This window comes from Cellulomonas sp. WB94, assembly GCF_003115775.1.
GTDB lineage: Bacteria > Actinomycetota > Actinomycetes > Actinomycetales > Cellulomonadaceae > Cellulomonas_A.
On record NZ_QEES01000005.1, the window covers coordinates 74,026 to 97,930 of the forward strand.

16 protein-coding genes, 1 tRNA gene and 2 pseudogenes are annotated in these 23,905 nt (G+C 68.3%); 12 read left to right on the forward strand and 7 right to left on the reverse strand.

The genetic code is table 11. The annotated features are described in order from the left end of the window. Positions 1 to 32: 32 nt before the first annotated feature. From DDP54_RS15805 to DDP54_RS15820, 4 genes are read left to right on the forward strand one after another with little or no spacing between them, the layout of a single operon-like run. Positions 33 to 1,367: a branched-chain amino acid ABC transporter permease gene (locus DDP54_RS15805; RefSeq protein WP_242448527.1), complete on the forward strand. Its 1,335-nt coding sequence runs from the start codon at positions 33 to 35 to the stop codon at positions 1,365 to 1,367. Positions 1,368 to 1,379: 12 nt separating this feature from the next. Next, positions 1,380 to 2,366, forward strand: a complete 987-nt coding sequence (locus DDP54_RS15810) for a branched-chain amino acid ABC transporter permease (RefSeq protein ID WP_109132971.1) — start codon at positions 1,380 to 1,382, stop codon at positions 2,364 to 2,366. Next, positions 2,356 to 3,273, forward strand: a complete 918-nt coding sequence (locus DDP54_RS15815; protein ID WP_109132972.1) for an ABC transporter ATP-binding protein — start codon at positions 2,356 to 2,358, stop codon at positions 3,271 to 3,273. The genes DDP54_RS15810 and DDP54_RS15815 overlap by 11 nt, the downstream gene beginning before the upstream one ends. Continuing rightward, positions 3,270 to 4,085, forward strand: a complete 816-nt coding sequence (locus DDP54_RS15820) for an ABC transporter ATP-binding protein (RefSeq protein WP_109132973.1) — start codon at positions 3,270 to 3,272, stop codon at positions 4,083 to 4,085. The genes DDP54_RS15815 and DDP54_RS15820 overlap by 4 nt, the downstream gene beginning before the upstream one ends. 223 nt (positions 4,086 to 4,308) lie before the next feature. Here the strand turns inward: DDP54_RS15820 and DDP54_RS15825 are convergent, their stop codons facing one another. Next, positions 4,309 to 5,574 (reverse strand): ABC transporter substrate-binding protein, encoded by a 1,266-nt coding sequence (locus tag DDP54_RS15825; RefSeq protein WP_109132974.1) that lies wholly within the window; start codon positions 5,572 to 5,574, stop codon positions 4,309 to 4,311. Positions 5,575 to 5,779: 205 nt separating this feature from the next. Continuing rightward, positions 5,780 to 6,388 (reverse strand): response regulator, encoded by a 609-nt coding sequence (locus DDP54_RS15830; RefSeq protein ID WP_242448553.1) that lies wholly within the window; start codon positions 6,386 to 6,388, stop codon positions 5,780 to 5,782. A gap of 181 nt (positions 6,389 to 6,569) precedes the next feature. Here DDP54_RS15830 and DDP54_RS15835 point away from each other — a divergent pair. Together DDP54_RS15835 and DDP54_RS15840 are read left to right on the forward strand one after the other, a co-directional pair. Beyond that, positions 6,570 to 6,643, forward strand: a tRNA-Leu gene (locus tag DDP54_RS15835). Positions 6,644 to 6,720: 77 nt separating this feature from the next. Beyond that, complete coding sequence (locus DDP54_RS15840; protein WP_158274552.1) at positions 6,721 to 7,923, forward strand: site-specific integrase; 1,203 nt, start codon at positions 6,721 to 6,723, stop codon at positions 7,921 to 7,923. On the opposite strand, the gene DDP54_RS15845 is transcribed toward DDP54_RS15840, so the two are convergent. Continuing rightward, entirely contained in the window at positions 7,895 to 10,948 is a 3,054-nt protein-coding gene (locus DDP54_RS15845) for an SIR2 family protein (RefSeq protein WP_109132977.1), read from the reverse strand. The genes DDP54_RS15840 and DDP54_RS15845 overlap by 29 nt on opposite strands. Before the next feature lie 405 nt (positions 10,949 to 11,353). Here DDP54_RS15845 and DDP54_RS15850 point away from each other — a divergent pair, with 405 nt between their 5' ends. Continuing rightward, positions 11,354 to 12,313 carry an HIRAN domain-containing protein gene (locus DDP54_RS15850; RefSeq protein WP_158274553.1) on the forward strand — a complete coding sequence of 320 codons (960 nt, stop codon included), beginning with the start codon at positions 11,354 to 11,356 and terminating at the stop codon, positions 12,311 to 12,313. A gap of 54 nt (positions 12,314 to 12,367) precedes the next feature. Here the strand turns inward: DDP54_RS15850 and DDP54_RS15855 are convergent, their stop codons facing one another. Both DDP54_RS15855 and DDP54_RS15860 read right to left on the reverse strand, forming a co-directional pair. After that, complete coding sequence (locus DDP54_RS15855) at positions 12,368 to 12,643, reverse strand: Txe/YoeB family addiction module toxin (protein ID WP_109132979.1); 276 nt, start codon at positions 12,641 to 12,643, stop codon at positions 12,368 to 12,370. Continuing rightward, positions 12,640 to 12,891 (reverse strand): type II toxin-antitoxin system prevent-host-death family antitoxin, encoded by a 252-nt coding sequence (locus DDP54_RS15860; protein WP_109132980.1) that lies wholly within the window; start codon positions 12,889 to 12,891, stop codon positions 12,640 to 12,642. The genes DDP54_RS15855 and DDP54_RS15860 overlap by 4 nt, the downstream gene beginning before the upstream one ends. A gap of 308 nt (positions 12,892 to 13,199) precedes the next feature. On the opposite strand from DDP54_RS15860, the gene mobF reads away from it, so the two are divergent. Continuing rightward, positions 13,200 to 16,103: a MobF family relaxase gene (mobF, locus tag DDP54_RS15865; RefSeq protein WP_109133138.1), complete on the forward strand. Its 2,904-nt coding sequence runs from the start codon at positions 13,200 to 13,202 to the stop codon at positions 16,101 to 16,103. A 73-nt stretch (positions 16,104 to 16,176) separates the two neighbouring features. After that, positions 16,177 to 16,503 carry a hypothetical protein gene (locus DDP54_RS15870; RefSeq protein WP_109132981.1) on the forward strand — a complete coding sequence of 109 codons (327 nt, stop codon included), beginning with the start codon at positions 16,177 to 16,179 and terminating at the stop codon, positions 16,501 to 16,503. Positions 16,504 to 16,881: 378 nt separating this feature from the next. Here the strand turns inward: DDP54_RS15870 and DDP54_RS15875 are convergent. Beyond that, positions 16,882 to 17,519: pseudogene (locus DDP54_RS15875) on the reverse strand (FAD-dependent oxidoreductase); the annotation flags it as partial. A gap of 110 nt (positions 17,520 to 17,629) precedes the next feature. On the opposite strand from DDP54_RS15875, the gene DDP54_RS15880 reads away from it, so the two are divergent. Continuing rightward, a complete protein-coding gene (locus tag DDP54_RS15880) occupies positions 17,630 to 19,228 on the forward strand; it encodes an IS1634 family transposase (protein ID WP_242448528.1) in 1,599 nt (532 codons plus the stop codon). Between the two features lie 25 nt (positions 19,229 to 19,253). Here the strand turns inward: DDP54_RS15880 and DDP54_RS15885 are convergent. Then, positions 19,254 to 20,031 (reverse strand): annotated as a pseudogene (locus tag DDP54_RS15885) (FAD-dependent oxidoreductase); the annotation flags it as partial. Positions 20,032 to 20,093: 62 nt separating this feature from the next. Between DDP54_RS15885 and DDP54_RS15890 the strand changes: the two are divergent. Beyond that, positions 20,094 to 21,527 (forward strand): Cof-type HAD-IIB family hydrolase, encoded by a 1,434-nt coding sequence (locus DDP54_RS15890; protein ID WP_109132982.1) that lies wholly within the window; start codon positions 20,094 to 20,096, stop codon positions 21,525 to 21,527. A 262-nt stretch (positions 21,528 to 21,789) separates the two neighbouring features. Continuing rightward, complete coding sequence (locus DDP54_RS15895) at positions 21,790 to 23,184, forward strand: IS1380 family transposase (protein WP_109131250.1); 1,395 nt, start codon at positions 21,790 to 21,792, stop codon at positions 23,182 to 23,184. Positions 23,185 to 23,905 lie beyond the last annotated feature (721 nt).

Genomic DNA, 23,905 nt, shown 5'->3' on the forward strand with positions numbered 1-23,905 from the left:
CACTGAACGGTTGGCGGGGACGACTCGCTGTCGTGACGCTCGCCGCGCTTGCCCTCCCTCTCCTCACCGCCGGACCAGCGGTCGCCGACGGCCCGTGCCTCCCGGACGCCGCCACGGGCTGTGTCGAGGGCTCGATCCGGTCGTCCGCGGGTCAGCCTCTTGCGGCCGTCGGCATCACCGTCGACGGCGCCGCGGGCAGCGTCAGCACGACGACGGGCGCCGACGGCACCTGGAGCGCTCCCGTGACGGCGGACGGCAAGTACACCGTCACGCTCGACGTCGCGACCCTCCCGCCGGGGCAGGCGCTGTCCGACACGTCGACGAACCCGCGCACCACGCAGGTCCGCCTCGCCTCCTCCACGAACGTGCGGTTCGCCCTCGTCAGCGGGATGGGATCCGCGGGCCCCGGGAGCACGGCGTCCGCCACCCCCGGCGCCTCCGACGGCGGCGACGTCGCGAGCGAGGCCGGGAGCGGGAGCGGCTTCAACGGGGCCCGGGTCGCGCAGCAGGCAGCGAGCGGGCTGGTCTTCGGCCTGCTGCTCGCGCTGGCCTCCATCGGTCTGTCACTCATCTACGGCACGACCGGCCTGAGCAACTTCGCCCATGGCGAGCAGGTCACCCTCGGCGCGATCCTCGCCTACGTGTTCTGCCAGCTCGTCGGGCTGCCGCTGATCGTCGCGGCAGTGGTCGCCGTGGCCCTGTCGGCCGCGAGCGGGTGGGCGCAGGACGCCTGGCTGTGGCACCCGCTCCGCCGGCGCCGCGTCGGCACGACCCAGCAGATGATCGTCACGATCGGCCTGTCGATGGCCCTGCAGTACGGGTTCCAGTTCTTCTTCGGCGGCGACAAGCTGCGCATCATCACCACCGCACCCGACGTCGTGACGATGGGTCCGGTGACGCTGACGCGGATGACCATCATCTCGGTCGTCATCGCGATCATCACGCTCGCCGCAGTGTCGTACTTCCTGCTCGCGACACGGGTCGGGCGGGCCACCCGGGCCGTCTCCGACAGCCCCGCGCTGGCGGCCGCGTCGGGCATCAGCGTCGAGAAGATCGTCCGCATCGTGTGGACGCTCGGGGCGGGCCTCGCCGGGCTCGGCGGCGTGCTCATGGGGCTCTACCTCAACGCGACGAGCTGGAACATGGGCGGCGCGATGCTGCTCCTGATGTTCTCGGCCGTGACCCTCGGCGGGCTCGGCGCGGCGTTCGGTGCCCTCGCCGGCTCGCTCGTGATCGGCCTGGTCGTCGAGATGTCGAGCCTCGTGATCCCCAACGACATGCGCTACGCGGGCGCACTTCTCATCCTCATCCTGGTGCTGCTGTTCCGGCCCCAGGGCATCCTCGGCCGCGCCGAGCGCATCGGCTAACGGAGGTCTCCCATGGACTGGACACGCATCCTCACCAACGTCGCCGGCGAGATCATCGCCCCGACGACGGCGGCCTACGCGCTGGCCGCGATCGGGCTCAACATCCACTTCGGCCTGACCGGGCTCCTCAACATGGGGCAGGCCGGGTTCATGCTGCTCGGCGCGTACGGCTTCGCCATCGCGACGATCGCCGGCTGGCCCATCTGGGCGGCCGCGCTCGTCGCGATCGCGGCCGCGGCCGTGTTCGCCCTCGTGCTCGGCATCCCCACCCTCAAGCTGCGCGGTGACTACCTCGCGATCGTCACGATCGCCGCCGCGGAGATCGTCCGGCTGATCGGTCGCTCGACCGCCCTGACCTCCCTCACGGGTGCGTCGTCCGGCCTGCGCGGCGACAGCTACAAGGCCACGTTCCAGGCGCTGTCCCCGCTGCCCGACGGCACGACCGACATCGGGCCGTTCAGCTACTCGAACAACTTCTCCAACAGCTGGTGGATCCGGATCGTCGCGTGGGCCGTCGTCGCGCTGGCGTGCCTCTTCGTGTTCCTGCTCCTCCGGAGCCCCTGGGGACGCGTCCTCAAGGGCATCCGGGAGGACGAGGACGCGGTCCGATCGCTCGGAAAGAGCGTCTACGCGTACAAGATGCAGTCGCTCGTGCTCGGCGGCGTCATCGGCGCCCTCGCCGGCATCGTCTACGTGCTGCCGCGAGCTGTCCAGCCCGACTCGATGGGCCGCCCGATGACGTTCTTCGTGTGGACCATCCTGCTGCTCGGCGGTGCGGCCACCGTGTTCGGTCCGGTGCTCGGCTCGATCGTGTTCTGGGCCGGCCTCATGCTCATCAAGTCGCTCATGCGCGACGGGATCCCGGACACGGTGATGTCGACCGGGCAGATCGAGCAGCTCGGCTGGGTGATCGTGGGCGTCACGCTCATGCTCCTCGTCATCTTCAGGCCGCAAGGAGTCCTCGGCGACAAGAAGGAGCTGGCGATCAATGTCCGCTGAGCAGACCGGCCAGGACTTCCGCACGACAGCCGCGCGCGACCTCCAGCACGTCCACCGCAAGCCCGGAGCGGTCAAGCCCGACCCGATCCTCGTGGCCGACGACGTGACCCGGCACTTCGGGGGGATCGCCGCCGTCGACGTCGCCCACCTCGAGGTGCAGCGCAACGCCATCACCGCCCTCATCGGCCCGAACGGCGCCGGGAAGACGACCCTGTTCAACCTCATGACCGGGTTCGACCGGCCGAGCAGCGGGCGGTGGACGTTCGAGGGCACCCCGCTCGCCGGAGTGAGCGCCGCCCGGGTCGCGCGGTCCGGGATGGTCCGCACCTTCCAGCTGACCAAGGCCCTCAACCGCATGACCGTCATCGAGAACATGCGGCTCGGTGCGACGCACCAGCCCGGAGAGAACCTCTTCGCGGCCCTCGTGCCGAGCCTGTGGCGGCCCCGCGAGCGGGAGATCACCGCGCAGGCCGAGGAGCTGCTGGTCCGGTTCAAGCTCGAGACGAAGCGCGACGACTTCGCGGGAAGCCTCTCGGGCGGCCAGCGCAAGCTGCTCGAGATGGCGCGCGCACTGATGAGCAAGCCGACGATGATCATGCTCGACGAGCCGATGGCGGGGGTGAACCCGGCCCTCACACAGTCGCTCCTCGGACACATCCAGGCGCTACGCGACGAGGGCACCACGGTCCTCTTCGTCGAGCACGACATGCACATGGTCCGGCACATCTCCGACTGGGTCGTCGTGATGGCCGAGGGCCGCATCGTGGCCGAGGGGCCACCCGAGTCCGTGATGAAGGACCCCGCCGTCATCGACGCCTACCTCGGCGCCCACCACGACACCGATCTCGGCGACGACTCGTTGCTCGAGGACGACGTCCCCCCGCGCGCCCGAGAGGGGCAGTCATGACCGCCGTCCCGCCGTCCAGCGCCGCTGCGACCACCGCACCCGACACGCACCGGGGTGCGCCCGCCGGCGAGCCGCTGCTGATCGCCGAGAACCTCGTCGCCGGCTACCTGCCGGGGGTCGACATCCTCAACGGGTGCGACCTCGTCGTGCACCCCGGCGAGCTCGTCGGGGTCATCGGCCCCAACGGAGCCGGCAAGTCGACCCTCCTCAAGGCCCTCTTCGGGCTCGTGACGGTCCGGTCGGGCCGCGTGACTCTGTCCGGCGAGGACATCACCAACCACCGCGCCGACGCGCTCGTGCGTCGCGGGGTCGGGTTCGTCCCGCAGAACAACAACGTCTTCCCCTCGCTCACGATCGAGGAGAACCTGCAGATGGGCGTGTACCAGGCGCCGCGCACATTCACGGAGCGCTTCGAGTTCATCGTCGACCTCTTCCCCGTGCTCGGGGACCGGCGCAAGCAGCGTGCCGGCTCCCTCTCGGGCGGCGAACGGCAGATGGTCGCCATGGCGCGCGCGCTCATGATGAACCCGTCCGTCCTGCTCCTCGACGAGCCGTCCGCCGGCCTCTCCCCCGTCCGCCAGGACGAGACGTTCATCCGGACCCGGAAGATCAACAAGGCTGGGGTCTCGATCGTCATCGTCGAGCAGAACGCGCGCCGTGCCCTGCAGATCTGTGACCGGGGCTACGTGCTGGACCAGGGGCGCAACGCCTACTCGGGCCCCGGCCGCGAGCTCATGAACGACCCGAAGGTCATCGAGCTGTACCTCGGCACCCTCGCGGCCGACGTCGACAAGGACGCCGCAGCCAGCTGATCGACTTCACCGGCTGGCGTGCCTCCACTACCCAGGGCGCGTCAGCCGGTCACGCGCGCCCACACAGGCTGACGCGCGCCGCTGCCGACCTCGAACCGTCCTGCACGGCCCCATCACCGCTGCCCCGCCACCGCGGACGTGCACCCACGACGACGGGGCCCGGTCGGGGATCACTCCCCCACCGGGCCCCGTCGTCGTGCTCAGGCCCTGCGACTGCGGTCGATCAGCTCTCGCCGAAGACCGACTTCATGAACTTGTAGGAGTTGTCGTCCTGGTACTGGTAGACGCCGATGTACGCCGACGACGGGTCGTTCTTGGCGTTGAACGGACCGACGCCCGCCTGACCCTTGTAGGTGATCCCCTTGCCGGAGTCGAGCAGCGCGACGCAGTCCTTGAAGGACGTGCACTCGTCACCACCGTCGGCGCCAGAGACCGCCGCCATGTTCTTCTGGATCGTCGCCCCGTCCGTGCCCTTCCCGGCCACGGCTGCGAGTGCGGCCAGGATGGTCGCGTCGTACGACTCGGCCGCGTACGAGTAGTCCGTCAGCGTCGAGTCGATGCTCTTGAGGCGACCCTGGAACTCCTCGGTCGGGAAGGCGCCGGGGATCGTCCCCTGCGCATTCTTGAGCGTGCCGGCCGGGAAGTCCTTCGAGTAGTTCGACGTGTTGCCGTCGACCAGGTAGAGCTTCGAGGCGTCGAACCCGGCAGCCACGAGGTCGGGGATGATCTGCTTCGTCTGGTCGAACGCGACGATGGCGATCGCGTCAGGCTGGGTCGCGAGGACCGACGTCACGTCGTTCTTGAAGTCGCTCGCCGCCGGGTCGAACTCCTGGCCCGCCTTGCCGTACGTGACTTCGACCCCGCTCTCCTCGACGGTCTTGACGATGACGTCGCGCAGCGACGTCCCGTAGTCGTCGTTGAACACGAGGATGCCGAGCTTCTTGACCTGGTCCGACACGATCAGCGAGCCCAGTGCGGCGCCCTGGACCGTGTCCGGCGGTGCGGTGCGGAAGTAGAACGGCGAGTAGCCGGAGAGCTTGGTGGCCGTGTTCGCACCCGAGATCTGGACGATCTTGGCGGCGGTCACGTCGTCGATCACGTTGAGCGTGACCGTCGAGGACGCCGCACCGATGATGGCCTGGACCTTCTTGGAGATCAGGTCCGTCACCGACTGGGTCGCGACCTCGGCGTGGTCACCGTCGGAGGAGTCGGCGTGCTCGACCGTGACGTCCGACCCGAGCACCCCACCGGCGTCGTTGATGTCCTTGATCGCGAGGTTGACGCCCGCGATCTCGGGCGGGCCGAGGAAGGCCAGCGAACCAGTCTGCGGCAGCAGGGTGCCGACGACCAGGCCACCGGCACTGGCGGGAGCGCTGCTGGCGCTCGCGGTGCTGCCCGGGGTTGCTGACGATGAGGCACAGGCAGCGAGGGTCAGAGCGAGGGCGCCGATCAGGGCGGCGCTACGGGCCGCGTACGTCGTACGAGTCATGTGCGGGTACTCCCCTTTGTCCGAGTGCAGCGAACCGGGGGCCGTCGAAGGCCCCTGGGGCTTTCGACGGAAACTACGCACACCATGTGTCGGCGACGTGACGATCATTGGTCGGTCTGAGGTCGTTGCCGAACCGTGACCAGAGCCCGCAGAGCCCACGGCGCCCGCCATGGACGAGCATCGGGCGACTCGCGCCCGACGGCGATCAGCTCGCCGCGCCGCCGACCTGCTCGATGACGGCGTCAGCAACCTCACGCATCGTCAGGCGACGGTCCATCGACGTCTTCTGGATCCAGCGGAACGACTCCGGCTCTGTCAGGCCCATCTTCGTCATGAGCAGGCCCTTGGCGCGGTCGACGCGCTTGCGGGTCTCGAAGCGCTCCGCGAGGTCCGCGACCTCCGACTCGAGGGCCGTGATCTGCGCGTAGCGCGAGATCGCGATCTCGACGGCAGGCAGCAGGTCCGCCGGGCTGAAAGGCTTGACGACGTAGGCCATCGCGCCGGCGTCGCGCGCACGCTCCACGAGCTCCTTCTGCGAGAAGGCCGTCAGCAGGACGACCGGCGCGAGGTGGAGCTTGCCGATCCGCTCGGCTGCCGTGATCCCGTCGAGGATCGGCATCTTGACGTCCATCACGACGACGTCCGGCTTGAGCTCGATCGCCAGCTTCACGGCCGTCTCACCGTCGCCGGCCTCGCCGACCACGTCGAAGCCCGCCTCGCGCAGCGACTCGACGACGTCCATGCGGATGAGCGCCTCGTCCTCCGCGACGACCGCACGGCGCGCGGGGCGCGAGGGGGCGTCAGCGGCGGGCAGCTCGACCGCAGGCGCCTGCGGGGGCGTCGTCAGGTCGAAGGGGCTGTTCGCCGACTCGGCGGGGGTGGTCGGCGTCGCGTCGTTGGTGCTCACAGGTAGCAGCGTAATGCCGGAGCGCGCGGCTTCCGTGCTCATCGGGCTGTGAGCGTCAGCACGCCGCCCCGCGGTACCCTGCTGCACGGCCCCGATAGCCCAATCGGCAGAGGCGTTCGGCTCAAACCCGATCCAGTGTGGGTTCGAATCCCACTCGGGGCACCCTTCTGACCTGCGGAAACGCACGCTTGGTCCCCACAGGGGGACAAATCTGTCCCCATGAGATGCACCATGGTGACGTGGCGAGCATCGAAAAGCGCGTTCGCGGGGACGGCACAGTGGCCTTCCGCGTCGTCTGGCGAGACCCCACGCAGCCCGGTCGGCAGTCGCTGACCTTCGACGATCGGCGCCAGGCAGAGCAGACGATCAAGCTGCTCGACGCCAACGGGCAGCGGCTCACGCTCGCCGTCGAAGTGGCCAACGCGATCCGCCAGGGCGGCCCGACGGTCGAGGACGCCGTCCGCGAGCACATCGAGCTCCTCAATCGCGTCGGCGAGGACACCCGCACGGGGTACCGACTGCGGGCACGGGACCACATCACCCCGTACCTCGGCGCGCTGCCGGTCAAGGCGCTCACGTGGCAGCAGGTGACCCTGTGGATCCGCGAGCTCCAGACCAAGGGGCTATCGCACAAGACGATCGCCAACGTCCACGGGCTGCTCTCGGCAGCCATGAACACGGCCGTCCGACTCGGCTACCGGCCCGACAACCCGTGCGCCGCCGTGCGGCTCCCCGGCAACCAGCGGGCCGGCGACGACATGGTGGTGCTCGAGCCGGAAGACCTCGACCTCATCCTGGACAACCTGATCGAGCACTACCGGCCGTTCATCATCACCCTCGTCGGGACCGGCATGCGCTTCGGAGAGGCGACCGCGCTGCACGTCGAGGACCTCTCGCTCGACGCCCACCCGCCGACCATCCGCATCAACAAGGCGTGGAAGCAGGACGGGGACCGTCAGCCGTTCATCGGGGCGCCGAAGTCGGCTCGGTCGCGGCGGACGATCTCGCTGTCCCCCGACCTTGCGGAGATGCTTCGGGACGTCACTGCCGGCCGGCGCGGGACCGACCTGGTGTTCGTTAACGTCGCCGGTCGGCCGATCCGCAACAACACGTTCTGGGCGACGCACTGGACGCCGGCGATCACCAAGGCACAGAACCCGGTGGACTCGAACGGTGAGCCCGACCCTGACGCGCGGCGCCTGTCGAAGCGGCCGCGGATCCACGACCTGCGCCACACCCATGCGAGTTGGATGCTCGCCGAGGGGATGGACATGTTCACTCTGTCCCGACGGCTGGGGCACGAGACCTACGCGACGACGGACTCGCGGTACAGCCACCTCATGCCGGCACAGCAACTTGTCGCGGCGAACGTCGCGGCGGCCGCGCTGAGTCGGCTCCGCGCGCGCGATCGGGCTACTGGCCCACGGCCCGAATCGCGGTAGCAACCGGACCTCGCGCCGAGAATCCGACCGTGAAATAGACGGGAAGGTCGGGTCGCAAGACCAGCCCGGAATATCGAGAACTGTGGCAGAAGAAGTCGGGCATCCCGACGGACCCGACGAACGCAAAGCCCGACGCCACTCTCAGAACACGGCCCAGCAACTCAACTGGTCCATTCGTTGGCTCCGGACGGAAACCAACCCGTGCACGATCCTCGAACGCGAAATTCCGCGACGCGGCCCTGCGCCAGACCTCCTGAGCCTCATCGAGTTGCCCGCTCATCACTAGCATGCCACCAAGCGTTGCGATAAATCGGGGGTCATGCTCGCCGCGCAATCTTGCAAGATGCAATACGGCAAGAGATTCGTCGTATGAGCCGGTGCTTTGGAATCGCGTCACCGCAAACGCCCAGGCCAGGTTCGGATCGTCGGGATGATCTTGAAGACCAAGCCTCAAGACACTCTCGGCCTCCCCGAACGCGCCCGTCAACCGCAACGCATTTCCGAGCAGATAGCGAACGACGGCGCTCGTGGGGGCTGAAGCGAGAGCGCTACGAAGGGCATCCAACCGACGAGACTCATCTCCGAGAAACTTCTCGATCTTCGAAGAAACGAGATAGATGCCCTCGCGGTTCCGCACTACGGCTAGAGCATCGCTAACGACGTTTTGAGCCTTCGCGACGTAGTCAATCGCCTCCGCATCCGTACTAGCCTGCTTGGCCCAGTCAAGATAGAGCTCAGCGAGCGACTGGAAACTATACTCATCTCTAGGAGAGCGCCTAATCGCCCCCCGGAACGCATCCTCGCTCTGAGCTAGACGGCGTCGACCCATTTCTCTGCTGGTGGCTTCCATGGCTGCGTCGTGAAGGATTACGCCTCGAGTGTGCTGCAGAATTCGCGCGTTCGGCGCCAAGCGTATTGCCGAGTCAATTTGACCGAGAGCCAACTCGATCCGCCCTTCTCGCCTGAGCATTCGCGCGTAATGCTGAAGCACGTACGCGTTCCCGGGATCCTTTCGACAGGCGTCTTCGAAGAATCGAGTCTTGGCTTCGAGGGTCTGGAGACTGTCGACTGCATCGTCATCTCGGGTAAACGCTTCAAACGCTTTGGCATCCAGTCCGTACGTAAGGTTGATGCCAGAAATCGCGGCGAGAAGGAGTCGCTCCCGCTCGAGGCGGTCAATGCACCTGTCCCATACAATGTCTGCAATTACTTGGTGACGCGCCCTCAGGGCCTCGATGCCACGCGCCGCATCGACGGTCTCCCACGCAAGTATTCCATCAAGGCTATGTCCCAGAATTTCGTAAAGTCGCGAAGTGGAGTGCCCGAGCGCTTCCGCGCAAAGCATGTCGCGCACCAATGCGCGCGACCGCGAGAATGCGCAGACCAGCGCATAGAGCTCTTGGGCGGCGGGGTCGGCGATATTCCTGAACTCATCCTCGATAATCGCGTCGAAGGCCTTTCCTTCCGTGACCTCTCTCATGGTCACGAGAAGCTCCTGCTGATTTCGCTGCTTAATTGCTGCGATTCGGAGTTCGATTGATAGCGCACTCAGCGAACCGAGTTCGCCAAGGGTCTCCAGCCGCTCAAGAAGTCGAGTGATCTCGTCATCTGAAAGTGGCTCTAGCAAATACTCGAATGGCTTGATCGAAGGTCGACGTTCACGCCACTCATTTAGCCGGTCACCGAGGAGCAGAAAGGCTGGAACCCGAATATTCCGGAGCAGTTCAGTAATCTCATCGAGGGCGTCGATGTGATCAGAAGCATTGTCGACGACGAAGACCACAGGACCGTCGTAAGAACGTGCCGCAAACTCGACATCACCGGACGTTGGTGCCATGCCCGGCTTTAGGTAGAAGGTTCTTCCGATTCGATTGCGCGCAAACCAGGCCCCCACCGCCATAAGGAGAGTCGTGGTTCCATAGCCAGCAGGGCCCAGCACGACTTCGCAAGTAACTCGCGGCTTCGGATCTGTCGCGAAATCGAGCAGTCGGTCAACGAGACGCTGTTCGAGGTCGCGTTCGAAGCCGATCCCTTGGCCGAGAAGCGACCATGTGGGGCGATCCCCCCTTAGGAAGGCTCGCGTGTTCGGCGCACTGGCAAAATCGGCTTGATTCACATAGTCCCACGAATTGAGCAATCGCGAGACGGCCGCGGGCGACGTAGCGAACGCTTCATGCAGGTCAGTCGGAATGTGCGAGCGAAGTTCATCGAGCCTATAAGGCTCCACGCGTATCGATCCCAGGACGAGCTCAACCGTCGATCGAAACTGGCCGAGGTCGCCGTCGAGTGTCGTTACGCCTTGCGAGGCCAACAATTCTCGTTCGAGTACGGGCGTCTCGGGGGCAATTCGATAGGACGGCGGCGGGTCTTTGGGCGAGAATTCAGCCCGGACCTCTTGGGTAATCATCTGCCAATTGGGATCTCGATGGCTATAGCCGAAATACAGGATCGGCGATTCTGCGAATGAGAGTCGGAAGTGATCAAAGAGCATCTGTCGCCGGACACGAAATCGCGCGTAGTCCGACTGGGTGATTAGGATAGCGTCGCGCGCAGTTGACGAGGCCAGGCTGCCGTGCAGATGAAAGATGGGAACTTCGAATCGGGGATCCCACGACGTCACCTCGGAGTTGGTCGCAACAGTGACCGGCGTTTGTGTGGGATTAGCAGACCGCTGATAGGCGCGCTCGATGGCGTTGTCGTAGTTCGTTGTGAAAATGGCTTTCCAGGTCAGCGAGGTTAGCCATTGAAGGTCTTGACTCGGCTCAAGGCTAGCGAGTTCACGCTCGACATGTGCGATCAGTTTGGCGCGACCATGCCGATTCTCCACAACTTGCGCGATCATGGCGAGATCGAGCGAATCACCGGCGTCGACTTTGAAGTGCGACGCGAGCGACGCAGCCAGACCTTCTCCAGTCGGAGCATGCGCTCCTGAAGGCGTGCGCATCTCGTGCCCCGCACCCGCGCCAATGAAGAGGACGCCTTTGCCGGACTCCAGAGCGGTCGCCAAACCAAGAGGGAGGTCCATGTGCGGCACAGCCTTTCTATGCGCGGGTGAGTTACACCGTAGTGGGACCAGCCCAACTTCGGTTCAAGTCCGGGATCAGCGACCTCGGCAGTTCGACCTGCGCGCATCAGCGGGCGGCGAGCCCGTGGGCGGTCCGGACGCGCGCCGATGTCCCCATCATGTCCGCGTCAGCGTGACCTCAACTGTGTTGTGGACGATCCGCGGCGATGCGCCTGCGCGGAACCATGGGGTGAGATGGCCGAGGTGCGTCTGGACTTTCGCCACCCCTGACCAAGGTGCTGCGGGCACTGCCCATCGCCTGCCGAGCCCCGCTCCGACGAGGTGCAAGAGGAGTCTGGCCGACCGTCATCGCATCCGATGCCCCGAACGCCGGTTGAAACTCGCGGCAAACGCTACGGTCGGCGCATGGGTCCCCTGGGTTGGCTCTTGTACTTCGGCGCAGTCGTCGTTGCCGGAGCACTCATTGCTCAAGTGCCCTTCGTGGGGCGTCCCCTTGCGGTGCTCATCGTTGTGGCAGCAGTCTGGTTCTACCGGCACTACAAGAAGCCCACGCCTGCCGCACGTCCGACCCCGTCCTCCGGGCGATCGAGCGGCGCCACCGCGAACCCAGCCCCGACCGAGTCCGTGCTCGCAAGTACCAACAGGTCGGTTCGGCTCTTCTCTCAAGGCCGGCAGAGCGTCGCTGGCGAGTACTACAGGGCCAACGACCTCGCCCGGGTCGTCGGGCGGCGTCGCACGGGGACGGTAGGCGACTGGGACGGCGGGCTGCGTGAGACCGCCCTGCTCGAGCGGGAACCGCGCAACAAGCACGACCCAAACGCCGTCAGAGTGCGCATGGCGGTCGGCGAGCAGTGGCTCACCGTCGGGTATCTCCCCCGCGACGACGCCGCGAGGTGGCAGCCGACGCTCAGAGAGCTTGAGAGCACGGGCTTGGTCGCGAGTTGCCTGGCGTGCATCTACCAGGCCGGCCGCGGGGACGGTCACCAGGTCGTCCTGCGCCTTTCAGAACCGGAGAGAGCAGTTCCCGGCAACAGTGCGCCCGTCGGTGCCATCCTTCTCGAGGCGGAGCGAGAGTGCGCAGTGACAGGTGAGCAGCACTTCCAGGACGCCCTCTTGGAGCGCGGAGGCTGGATCGGTCCGGTGTGGGCGACCCTGCACCCTGGCATCGTGCCCACTGGCAATCAGTCGGGCGCACCCACGGTCGAAGCGCACATCGACGGCAAGGTGGTCGGGACCATGACCGCAGCGCAGGGCGCGCGTTACGGCGCACTGCTGAATCGGGGCACGGTCATTGCTTGCGAAGCCGAGATCTTCGCTGGCCCGCGCTACCGCGAGGTTCGACTCTCCCTCCCGAAGGTCGATTGACGGCCCCGGCAGACACACCACCGTGCGTGCACGACCCGCCTTGCACTCCGAGCGTCAGGGTGCGTAGTGGGAGCGGCATGCCGCGATCCGGACTTCGTCGTTGACGACCTTGTAGACGAGCCGGTGCTCGTCGGTGATGCGGCGGGACCAGTACCCGTGAAGCCCGTGTTTGAGCGCTTCGGGCTTGCCGATGCCCTCGTGTGGGGTGCCCTGACCCGCGCCCCTGGCGATGTCCTTGAGCAGCTCGTTGATCCGCTTGAGGGTCCGGCGGTCCTGGACTTGCCAGTACAGGTAGTCCGACCACGCGTCGGCGTCCCAGACGAACCTCACTCGACGAGCTCTCGCTCCACGCCCTGACCGGACTCGAGGCGCTCGATCGAGTTCAGCAGCCGGCGGGCGTTGACCGGGTTCTGCAGCAGGTACGCCGTCTCCTTCAGGGACTCGTAGTCCGCGAGAGAGACGATCACGACCGGGTCATGGCCCGCACGCGTGATGACGACCTCTTCGCGGTCGTTCACGACGGCGTCCAGAGTCTCCGCGTAGCGGGCTCGAGACTGCGAGTACGTCATGGTCTTCACCGCACACCTCCCCACGTTGTACAGAAAACTGTACGTTGATTGCGCGGGTTCGCCAAGGGGCTCCGGCAGGCAGATTTGCCTCGCCGACCCGGTGGCGGTGGCCATCATCGCCTCGCTGACCTGCCGCGTCGCGGCCGTCATCGCCGCGGCTATCGATCAAGAGGGGCCCAACCCGGTGTTGCGCCCTCCCCCAACACCCCTACGGGTGAGGCGTCGCTGAGGACTGGCGGCCGCGGGCTGCGCATGTTGCGCCGATCCGCGCCTACCTGCTCCTGACGGTGTCGACAGGTCGGGAGGTGATGGCGGTGATGTCGATGCACAAGCTGGTCGCAGGTGACGGGTACGCCTACCTGACCCGGCAGGTCGCCGCGGGCGATGCCGGTCTGGAACCTGGCGCGTCGCTCACCGCGTACTACGAGACCACCGGCAACCCGCCCGGCCGGTGGTGCGGGGAGGGCCTGGACGCCCTGGGCATCGAGCCCGCCCACCGGGTTCGGGCAGTTGACCGGGTGACCGAGGAGGCGATGGCCGCGGTGTTCCGCGACGGACACGACCCCATCACCGGCGAACCCCTCGGTCGGGGCTTCCAGGGTGAGAGGCCGGTGGTGGGGTTCGATCTGACGTTCACGGCGCTGAAGTCCGTCTCGGTGCTGTGGGGGCTGGGCGACGACCCGACCCGGGCGGCCGTGTACGCCGCCCACCGGGCGGCCCTGGACCAGGCGTTGGCGTTCGTCGAGCACACCGTGGTCCGCACCCGGGTCGGTGACGGCGGCTGCCGGCAGGTCACCACCCGCGGGATGATCGCCGCGGCGTTCGACCACTGGGATACCCGGGCCGGCGACCCGAACCTCCACACACATGTCGTGCTCGCCAACAAGGTCCAGGGCCCCGACGGGTTGTGGCGGTCCCTGGACGGCAAGGCCATCTACGCCGCGGCGGTCACCGTCTCCGAGCTGTACGACACTCTCCTGGCCGACGAGCTCGCCCGGCGCCTGCCCGTCGGATTCTCCCGGCGTGAGCGCGGGCCGCGACGCAACCCCGCGTTCGAGGTCGACGGCATCGGCGACGACGTCCTGGCCCTGTTCTCCGCCCGCGCCGAGCAGATCCACGACGCCGAGGTCGACTGGACGGCCACCTTCGCAGCCGAGCACGGGCGGGAGCCGACCCGCATCGAGACGACCCGCGCCCGTCAGCACCTGGCCCGGGTCACCCGCCCACCCAAGGTGATCCGGCCGCTGCGGGACCTGCGGGCGGACTGGGCGAACCGGGCCTGGGCCCTGACCGGAATGGAACCGGTCGACCTCGCCGCCCGGGCCCTGGCCGGCACCTACGGGCGGGCCCTGCATGCGCACGACGTCGGGCCCGAGGTCCGCGCCGCCATGGTCGCGCAGGTCGTCGAGGAGGTCTCGACCAGGCGGTCGATCTGGACGACCTGGAACCTCGGCGCCGCCGCGCTGCGGGCATCGAAGCCGCTGCGGATGGCCTCCCCCACCGAACGCCTGCGCCTGCTGAACGACCTGACCGTCTCGGCCGAGGCGGCGTGCGTGCACCTGGACGACACCCGCGACCCCGACCGGCGCCGCATGGGTGAGTCCCTGTTCACGTCCACCGAGCTCCTCGCCGCCGAGAAGACCCTCATCGACGCCGCCACCACCCCCGCGCACCTGCCCCGCCAGCTGGGCGACCTGGCCAGCGCCTCGGTACGGACCCGGGTGGCCCTGGACACCCTCGTCGGCGACCAACGCATCGCCGCCGAAGCGATCTTGACCTCACCGCACCTGCTCGACGCCCTCGTCGGACCCGCCGGGTCGGGCAAGACCACCACCCTCGCCGCGGTCGCCGTCACGTGGCGGTCCACCTGCGGACCCGTCCTCGGATTGGCGCCGTCGGCGACCGCCGCGCACACCCTGCAACGCTCCCTGGGGGTGGCGTGTGACACGACCGCGAAGTGGCTGCACGAGTCCGTCGGACCCGGCGCCCACACCCGCGCCGCCACCTACGCCCAAGCCGTCGAGGCCGAAGCCAGTGCCACGGACGTCCTAGCGATCCGCGACGCCCGCGCAGCCCAGGCGCGGGCACGCTCCGAGCAGGACCGGTGGCGCCTGACCCCGGGCCAGCTCGTCATCATCGACGAGGCGTCCCTGGCCGACACCCGCACCCTGGCCGCGCTCGTCGCCCAGGCCTCCGCCGCCGACGCCCGCGTGCTCCTGGTCGGGGACCACCTGCAACGCGGATCGGTCGACGCCGGTGGGGCGTTCGCGATGCTCGCCCGCCGCGGACCCACCGCCGAACTCACCTCCCTGTGGCGGTTCACCCACCCCTGGGAAGCCCGCGCCAGCCTCGAGCTACGCCGCGCCCACCCCAGCGTCCTGGACACCTACGACGCCCACGGCGCCCTCACCGGCGGCACCCACGACCAGATGCTCACCACCGCCCTGACCGCCTGGACCGACGCCCGCGACCACGGGCACACCGCCGTCCTGCAGGCCGCCGACAACCACACCGTCCGCGACCTCAACAACGCCGCCCGCACCGCCGGCATCCGCGCCGGCACCGTCACCCGCCACGGCGTCGAGCTGCACGACGGGCTCACCGCCGGCGTCGGCGACCGCATCGTCACCCGCAACAACCACCGCCACCTACACACCCCCGACGGGTTCGTCCGCAACGGCACCCTGTGGGACGTCGCCGCCATCGACCCCGACGGATCACTCCACGTCCAACCCGCAGAGATAGGTCGCCGCCGCGACGCCCGGGCCACGGTCCGGTTGCCCGCCGCCTACGTCGCCGACCACGTCGAGCTCGGGTATGCCACCACCACCGCCCGCACCCAAGGCATCACCGTCGACCAGACCCACACCATCGCCGCCCCCGGCATGGCCCGCGAAGACCTCTACGTCGCCATGTCCCGCGGCCGAGACCTCAACCACACCTACGTCATCACCGAACCGGCCGCCGACGAGTGCCTGCCCGGCACTGCTCAGCCGTCGCCGTCGGCACTCGACGTTCTGCGCGGCATCCTCGCCACCTCCCACGCCGAGCTCAGCGCCACCGAGACCTGGGAGACCTACCACCCCAACCAGCCACCACCCATCCCGCCCCTCCACCCGCGCGGCGACCTCAGCAGGCCGAGCTCGCTCCAGGCCGCACCGTCGGCGCTCGCGTCACCGAGCCGGTACGACGTCCCGGTCATCGAACGGAGCTGGCCGTGACAGCACTCGCCGTCCGGCCGCTGCCGGCCTCGCAACCCTGCCAAGACGGACCCAGCACCGAGAGGACTGAAGGATGACCGACCCGACTCCCGCCCATGTCCCCGAGCGCACCTTCAGCCCCGAGGACGTCGCCCAGATTCTCGGCACCTCCGCCTGGTGGGTCCGCGAACAGGCTCGCTCCGGCCGCGCCGCGCACCTTCGCGTCGGCAAGGGCCGCATCCGGTTCACCGCCACTCAGGTCGCCACCCTCGTCGAACGCGCCACGGTCCGCGAGGACACCACCCGCACGGAGCGCCAACCTGAGCAAACCGACGCGTCCGTCCTCGGCGCGACGGTCCGCTCCCTCGGCGCCCACCGGTCCCACCACTCCCCCGCGTCAGCATCTCGCGAGGCCACCTGACGGCCCGAAATGGCGTCCCCGGTGGGGACACGACCGCCCCAGCGGTCACAAGAGGTCCCAAGGGGTCCGAGCGTTCGCGCAGATCAACGACCTGCGCGTCCAACGCATGGACGCATATCTCAGCATTTGGAGGGTTCGAATCCCACTCGGGGCACCATCGCAACGCTCTGACCTGCGGAGACGCTGCAGTGCCAGACGTGCGTGGAATAAGGCCTGGTGCGGATCCCCCGCTGGAGTGCGTTGCAACGAGCCCCTCGATGCCTCGCGCGCTGGCGGCTCGACGCTGTCGAGGAACCATCTGGCGAGGCTCCGCTCACCGTCCACTTCCGTCTCCGTTGCCGCTCAGCGGAACGCGACTCCGGGCGCGCCCACGCAACGTCACCCGATGGCGGCGGCTCGCATCCAGGCCTGCGCGGCAATCTGGACCGGATCCCAGGGTGAGCCGAGCGACAGCCGAGCGGCGGCGTATAGGACAGGTCGAGGTCGTTGAGCCCGTCGACCGTCATGGTGTTGAACAGGGCAGCGGCGAACACGTCGACGCGCTTGGCGATCTCGGCCCCGCGCTTGCCGACCAGCTCGGCCCCCAGCAGCAGTCCCGACCTGGTGTCTCCGGTGACTCGGAGGTCGATCGTGGTTGCTCCGGGGCAGTAGGCCTTGTGGTCGTCTGCCCTGCTCGCGAAGGTCCGTGGGGCCCAGCCCCGCCCTCCAGCGGCCGCTTCCCGGTCGCGAAGCCCGGTGCGTGCGGCGACGAGGTCGAAGACCTTGACGACCTGGGTGCCGAGGCTTCCTTGGAACCGCTTGTCTCCGCCGAGAGCGTTCTCTGCGGCGACCCGGCCCTGCTTGTGCGCAGTGGTGCCCAACGGGAGCCAGGTCTGACCCAGCAGGCGGTGGTGGGTGATCGCGCAGTCCCCCGCCGCGTACACGTCTGGCAGGTTCGTGGCCCTGCGCGTGTCCACCTGGACCGCGCCCTTCACGCCAAGGCGCGCTCCGGCGCTCTCGGCCAGCTCGGGCCTGACTCGTGCCACGTTCGGTCCTCGAGGGTGGGCGCGGGTCGCTGACCTGCTGTTTCGTTGTGCGCTCGGGTGCGATGTGGTCACTAAGAACCTCGTCGTGCAAGCCTTCGGGGGTGGTCTCGCGGTTCGTGCGCAAGGTCCGCACCGCTTCGGGAGCGGTCGCGGTCCAGATCGTCACGCGCCGGGGCCGGCAGGTCGAACAGGTCGAGCACGTCGGGTCAGCGCATAGCGATGCCGAGCTCGCGTTGCTGCTGGCCGTAGCGCGTGAGCGGCTGTCCCCAGGCCAAGACGCCCTGGACCTCGGGGACCTGTTGGTGGTCCCGGCGCGGATGGACGACGTCGCGGACTGGACCGCCGAACCGGAACTGCTCCTGCAGCCGGCGACGCCGGCGGCCGGTGGGCGTCCTGCGGCCGTCGCCGCAGGTGGGCGGGTCGTGGGGACCTCCGCGGACCTGTTGTGGAAGGTCCTGACCAGCGAATACACCCGGCTGGGGTTCGACGTCCTGGGCGATGACGGGTTCCGGGCGATGGTCCTGGCACGGATCGTGGAGCCGACCTCCAAGGCCGAGGTCGTCCGCGTCCTGGACGAACTCGACGCACCGGCGGTCAGCCTGCGCACGTTGTTCCGGTCGCTGGCCCGGTGCCAGGCCCCGGACTACCGCGACACGTTGGCCAGGGCCGCGTGGGCGCACTCGGTCCGCACCACCGGGACATCGGTCCTGATCTTGTACGACGTGACGACGCTGCACTTCGAGCGGCCGGACGAGGACGAGCTGCGCAGGGTCGGGATGAGCAAGGAGCACCGCGTGGACCCCCAGGTTCAGGTCGGGCTGCTGGTCGACCCGGGCGGGTTCCCGCTCGAGGTGCACCTGTTCGAGGGCAGCAAGGCCGAGACGACCACTCTGATCCCCGTACTGACCGCGTTCGGCAAGCGGCACGACGTCACGGACCTGGTCGTCGTCGCCGACGCCGGGATGCTCTCGGCGGGCAACCTGAACGCCCTGGAGGACGCCGGGTTCTGCTTCATCGTCGGCTCGCGGATCACCCGGGCCCCCTACGACCTGGCCGATCACTTCGAACGGCACGGCAACTACTTCACCGACGGGCAGGTCCTGGAATCGACCCGGGACATGGGCACCGGCAAGGCGGCCCGGGCCCGGCGGGTGGTCTACCAGTGGAAGTTCGCCCGCGAGCAGCACGACAACAAGGCCATCAACGCGATGATCGACCGGGCCGAGAAGATCGCCGACGGCCGCGCCCCGTTGAAGAAGGCCCGGTTCCTCAAGATCACCGGAGCCACCAAGGAACTCGACCAGGCCACCATCGACCGGGCCCGCCAGTTGGCGGGCCTCAAGGGCTACGTCACCAACCTGCCGACCGCCACGATGGACGGCGCGGCGGTCATCGCGGCCTACCACGACCTATGGCACGTCGAGCAGTCGTTCCGCATGACCAAGTCCGACCTACGAGCCCGGCCCGTGTTCCACCACCAACGCGACGCCATCGAAGCCCACCTGACGGTGGTGTTCGCCGCCCTGGCCGTCGCCCGCCATCTGCAAGACCTCACCGGCATGAGCATCAAGAAGATCGTCCAGGCCCTGCGCACCGCACGCTCAGCAACCATCGAGATCAACGGCCAACGCCTCACCCTCGACCCCGACCTCACCGAGACCGCCCGCGCCATCCTCAACCGACTCGAAACCGGTCACTAAGGCAAGTGGCACGAGTCGGGTCGGGGTCGGGGCGGACTCCGACCACGACCGGGACGATGTCGACCGTGCGGGACACGCTGCTGCCGTCGGCGCACTCCGCACGGACCACCAGGGCCGGGCCAGGCGCTGGGGTGCGCGTGATGCTCAACACGGTGGTGGCGGTGAGCACCTCGACGCCGTGAGGCTCGAGCTCGGCGCGGACGAGCTGGCCGAGCTCAGGGTCGAGCGTCGGCAGCACCTCGGGCAGGGCTTCGATCTGGGTGACGGCGCATCCTCGGATGGTCAGGGCTTCGGCCATCTCCAGGCCGATGTAGCCGGCGCCGACCACGACGGCGGTGGCCGCGCTGCGCCGGTGCAAGGTGTCCATCACCGCGTGGACTTCGCCCAGCGTGTGCAGGGTGTGGACCCCGTCGGCACCTCCGAGCGCATCTGGGCCGGTGAGTCCCGCAATGGGCGGCACGACGCTCACGGCGCCGGCGCCGATCACCAGGGCAACGTACGCCAGGAGCTCGGCGCGGCCGCCCGGCCGAAGAGCTCGACGGTGTGCTCGGTGGCCGCGATGGCGGTAGCTCGCGTGCGGGTGCGCAGCTGGAGCCCGGCGCCCTCGAGGTCGGTGCGGGTGCGGTGAGCGAGGCTGTGCCAGTCGGGGACATCACCAGAGACGTAATAGGGAAGACCGCAGATGGAGAAGTTGGGGTAGTCGTCGGCCAGGACGACGGTGACCTCACACGACGGGTCGAGCTCGCGGCTCGCAGCGCGGCGCTGATCCCCGTGTCACTGCCGCCGATGGCGATCAGATGCATGTGGCTCCTTCGCCGCCGGGAGTCGGTCAGACAGCCCAGGTGGGCCGCAGCTGGGGCGCGGGTTGGAGAAGGTCGACGACGCCGTCTACATCAAGGTGCCGACGACCGAAGAGGGCCTGGCTGCGATGCAGGTTCTCAAGCGTCAGGGCGTGGGTGTCACGGCCGCGGCGGTCTACACCAAGGTGCAGGGCTTCATGGCGATCACCGTCGGCGCCGACTTCATCGCGCCGTACGTCAACCGGATCGCCAACCTCGACGTCGACCCCCACGAGCTGATCAGTGCGATCGCGGATATGATCTCCCGGACCGGGGCGAGCACGAAGATCGTCGCGGCGAGCTGCAAGAACATCGCCCAGGTCAACGACGCCCTCCTGGCCGGTGCGCACACAGTAACGGTGCGTCCTGATCTGCTCCACGAAGCCTTCGGTGCAGCGTCAGCGACTTCGCCGACGACTGGGCGGCTGTCTACGGCGACACGAGCATCACAGCCTTGTGAGACCACAACCCGCGCCAAAAGTGACGGCCCCCCTCAGGCGGGGCCGTCACTCCGAGCCCCGGTCTGGCCGCTTGGCACAACGACCGGAACGGAGCCCGATGCGATGATCTCCATGATCGCGCTGGACCTCGATGGCACGCTCCTGGGCCAGGACCACCAGACTGTTCCGGCCTCGGCCATCGAAGTTCTAGCCGAGTTGGCAGGCGAGGGAGTGCACGTGGTACCCGCCACAGGGCGGACACGAGGCCTCATGGCGCACGAGCTCGGCCAACTGCCGTTCGTCAACTACCTGGTGTCCTCGAACGGCGCGAGTGTGTTCGACCGGTCTGCTTCTCGTCCGGTCGTGCCGGCAGAGACACTCCCCGTACCTCGGGCGCGTCAGATCTACGCGGTGCTCGAGCCGTACGACGTCTCGTTCGAGCTCTACCAGGACGGGGCGGCCTACCTCGAGCGCAGCCGCCTCCAGGTCTTCCGACGAAGCTTCGCACCCGGGTTCGCCGCGCACCTCCTGGCCCACACCCACCTGGTGGACAGCATGCTCCCCCTGCTCGCCCGTGGGGGCACAGAGAAGTTCAACATCAGCGGTGTGGCACCAGACGAGCGGCGCGCGATCGTCGCGCGCCTGCTGGAAATCCCGGAGCTGGCCCTGACGTCCTCCCTCAGCGGCAACGTCGAGGTCATGGCGGCAGGAGTATCAAAGGCAAGAGCCCTTAGACGGCTCGCGGGCGTGCTCGGGGTCCAAGCAAGCGACATCGTGGCGTTTGGCGACTCGGACAACGACATCAGCATGCTGAAGTGGGCCGGGCGGTCCTACGCAATGGCCAACGGCACCCAGGAAGCCCGGTCCGCGGCCCGACACGTCGCCCCCTCCAACGCCGACGACGGCATCGCGGTCACCCTGCGGGACCTTCTGGCGAACCACCGTCCCGACCTCGACCGGCCCGCAACGCTCAATCCATACTGCAGCCCCCTGTCTCGTGCTGGGTCTGATGGAGGCTGAAGTCGGCACGAGACAGTCGCCGTTCGGGCTGATACCCGGATCAGCGGACCGAACGAGGCGCGGCCGCGGCCCGATACCTGCACCTGTGCCCACATGACCCTGCACCCCCGCGAAGCTCGACCGGGGACTTCCGCAGCGCCCCGCTACCCTTAGCCTCGAGATTTCACCCCGGTGGCGTGCCGTGGACGTGAAAAGTGCTCCTGACCTGGGATGATGTGGATTGTCGAGGTCCAGATCAGCCAGTTCGAGGAGCACCTTCCAGGTGAAGAAGGTTACCGGGTTCTATCCCCGTCCCCGCGTCGACACGAAGACCAGCACAGCAGTCGGTCAGGCTGGCGGGGTGCTGCTGACCGGCACGGTGCGCGCCTCGGGCCTGGACGCGGCGTTGAGCGAGGCGTTGTCGCGATGGCGGTCGCCGTTCGCGGTGCACGACCCGGCCAAGGTCCTGGTGGACCTGGCGCTGACGTTGGCTCTGGGCGGGGACACCTGCTCGGATCTGGCCGTCGTGCGGGCCGAGCCGGCTCTGTTCGGGCCGGTCGCCTCCGATCCGACCGCCTCGCGCGTGATCGCGGCGTTGGCCAAGGACGTGACGCGGGTGCTGCCCGCGATCGCCCGGGCCCGCGCGGCCGCCCGGGCCCGGGTCTGGAAGCTCGCCGGGGTGAACGCACCCGACCACGACGCCAGCGCATCGAGCCCGCTGGTGATCGACGTGGACGCGACGTTGGTGACCGCGCACTCGGACAAGGAGCAAGCTCGCGCGACGTTCAAGCGGGGGTATGGGTTTCACCCGTTGTGCGCGTTCGTCGACCACGGTCCGGCCGGCACCGGTGAACCCCTGACGATCAAGCTGCGTCCCGGCAACGCCGGGTCGAACACCGCCGCCGATCACATCGAGGTGCTGCGCGCCGCCCTCGCCCAGCTGCCAGGGCACCGGCCCGGGACCCGTCCCGGGCGCAAGGTCCTGGTCCGGATCGACGGAGCCGGATCGACCCACAAGGTCATCGAGTGGATCACCGGGCAGCGACTGTCGTACTCGGTCGGCTTCACCCTGCCGGACAACACCCCCGACCTGCTGAAGCTGATCCCGGCCAAGGTGTGGGCCCCGGCGTTGGACGCCCACGACGCCGTGCGCGACGGGGCGTGGGTCGCCGAGATCACGCACCTGATGGACCTGACCGGCTGGCCGCCCGGGATGCGGGTCATCGTGCGCAAGGAACGACCCCACCCCGGCGCACAGCTGCGGTTCGAGGACGTCGACGGCATGCGGATCACCGCCTTCGCGACCAACACAACCCGCGGCCAGCTCGCCGATCTGGAGCTACGCCACCGCCGCCGGGCACGCTGCGAGGACCGCATCCGCCTGGCCAAGGACACCGGCCTGGGGAACCTGCCCCTGGCCTCCTTCGCCGCCAACCGGATCTGGTGCGCAGTGGTGGCCATGGCCGCCGAGATCACCGCCTGGATGCAACTGCTCGCCCTGCACGACCACGACGCCCGCCGCTGGGAACCCAAGAAGCTCCGCTACCGGCTCTTCACCATCCCCGCCACCGTGGCCCGCACCGGCCGGCGCGTCGTGCTGCACCTATCCACCCGATCGCCCTTCACCCCACTCGCCCTGAACGGCCTCGCCAGGCTCGGCGCCCTCGCGCCCGGCTGACCCCGGCGCCCCCGTCCCGACGACCCCGAGCACGACACCCGGCCAGTGGAACCGGCGCCCACCCGCACGACAGCGGGCCCTGCGTCACATCCTCAGACCAAAATCGCCCTCGAACGCGAACACCGAGCCGCGCACAACCCGCACGACCGGGCCCGATGAAAGATCGAGGTTAGGGGTCCGCGAGATGGGTATAACACCGGGCGGCTGCAACGATTCGTTCGATCCCGATCGCTGAAGACCTCCTGGAATCGCTGACGCCGTCTGGCTCGGCTCTCGCCGCAGCGCTGTGGTCTGGCGACGGTGTGCAGCCTTCCCACCGGGCCAGAGGGCTCAGTCGCCGTGCGGCCGATAGCTGTCGCGGGCACCGTCGCAACCAACGGACGGCAAGGCATTCGCGTGATTCCAGGAATCTTGCGACTCACGGAGCGCCTGTTTCGCCATTCGCGAGCCTCGTCCAGCTTCGACACGAGCCTCGGTCGCTGGCGTCTCGACGATTCCCCACGGGGAACGCATCCCACAATAGGCGTGGCCACGGAACGATTCGGACAGCCCTGGCCGAAGCGACGGCCTTCTGATTCTCCGGCTCCCTGCCAACGGCCGGAGGTCAGGGGGCTGTCCGGCCGTCGATGCCGAGGCCGCACTAGACGGGTCGAGGTCGATCCGTTGTCCTGGCGAGTCATCCCTAGCGACTATGCAGGTCAGCGCGCTGGCGGAGACGGGT

What these genes read in the sequence shown, in the direction of transcription:
- DDP54_RS15820 (WP_109132973.1), top strand. Translation starts at nt 3,270, where the DNA reads ATGACCGCCGTCCCGCCGTCCAGCGCCGCTGCGACCACCGCACCCGAC.
- mobF (WP_109133138.1), top strand. Translation starts at nt 13,200, where the DNA reads ATGTCGATGCACAAGCTGGTCGCAGGTGACGGGTACGCCTACCTGACC.
- DDP54_RS15870 (WP_109132981.1), top strand. Translation starts at nt 16,177, where the DNA reads ATGACCGACCCGACTCCCGCCCATGTCCCCGAGCGCACCTTCAGCCCC.
- DDP54_RS15810 (WP_109132971.1), top strand. Translation starts at nt 1,380, where the DNA reads ATGGACTGGACACGCATCCTCACCAACGTCGCCGGCGAGATCATCGCC.
- DDP54_RS15845 (WP_109132977.1), bottom strand. Translation starts at nt 10,948, where the DNA reads ATGGACCTCCCTCTTGGTTTGGCGACCGCTCTGGAGTCCGGCAAAGGC.
- DDP54_RS15815 (WP_109132972.1), top strand. Translation starts at nt 2,356, where the DNA reads ATGTCCGCTGAGCAGACCGGCCAGGACTTCCGCACGACAGCCGCGCGC.
- DDP54_RS15825 (WP_109132974.1), bottom strand. Translation starts at nt 5,574, where the DNA reads ATGACTCGTACGACGTACGCGGCCCGTAGCGCCGCCCTGATCGGCGCC.
- DDP54_RS15850 (WP_158274553.1), top strand. Translation starts at nt 11,354, where the DNA reads ATGGGTCCCCTGGGTTGGCTCTTGTACTTCGGCGCAGTCGTCGTTGCC.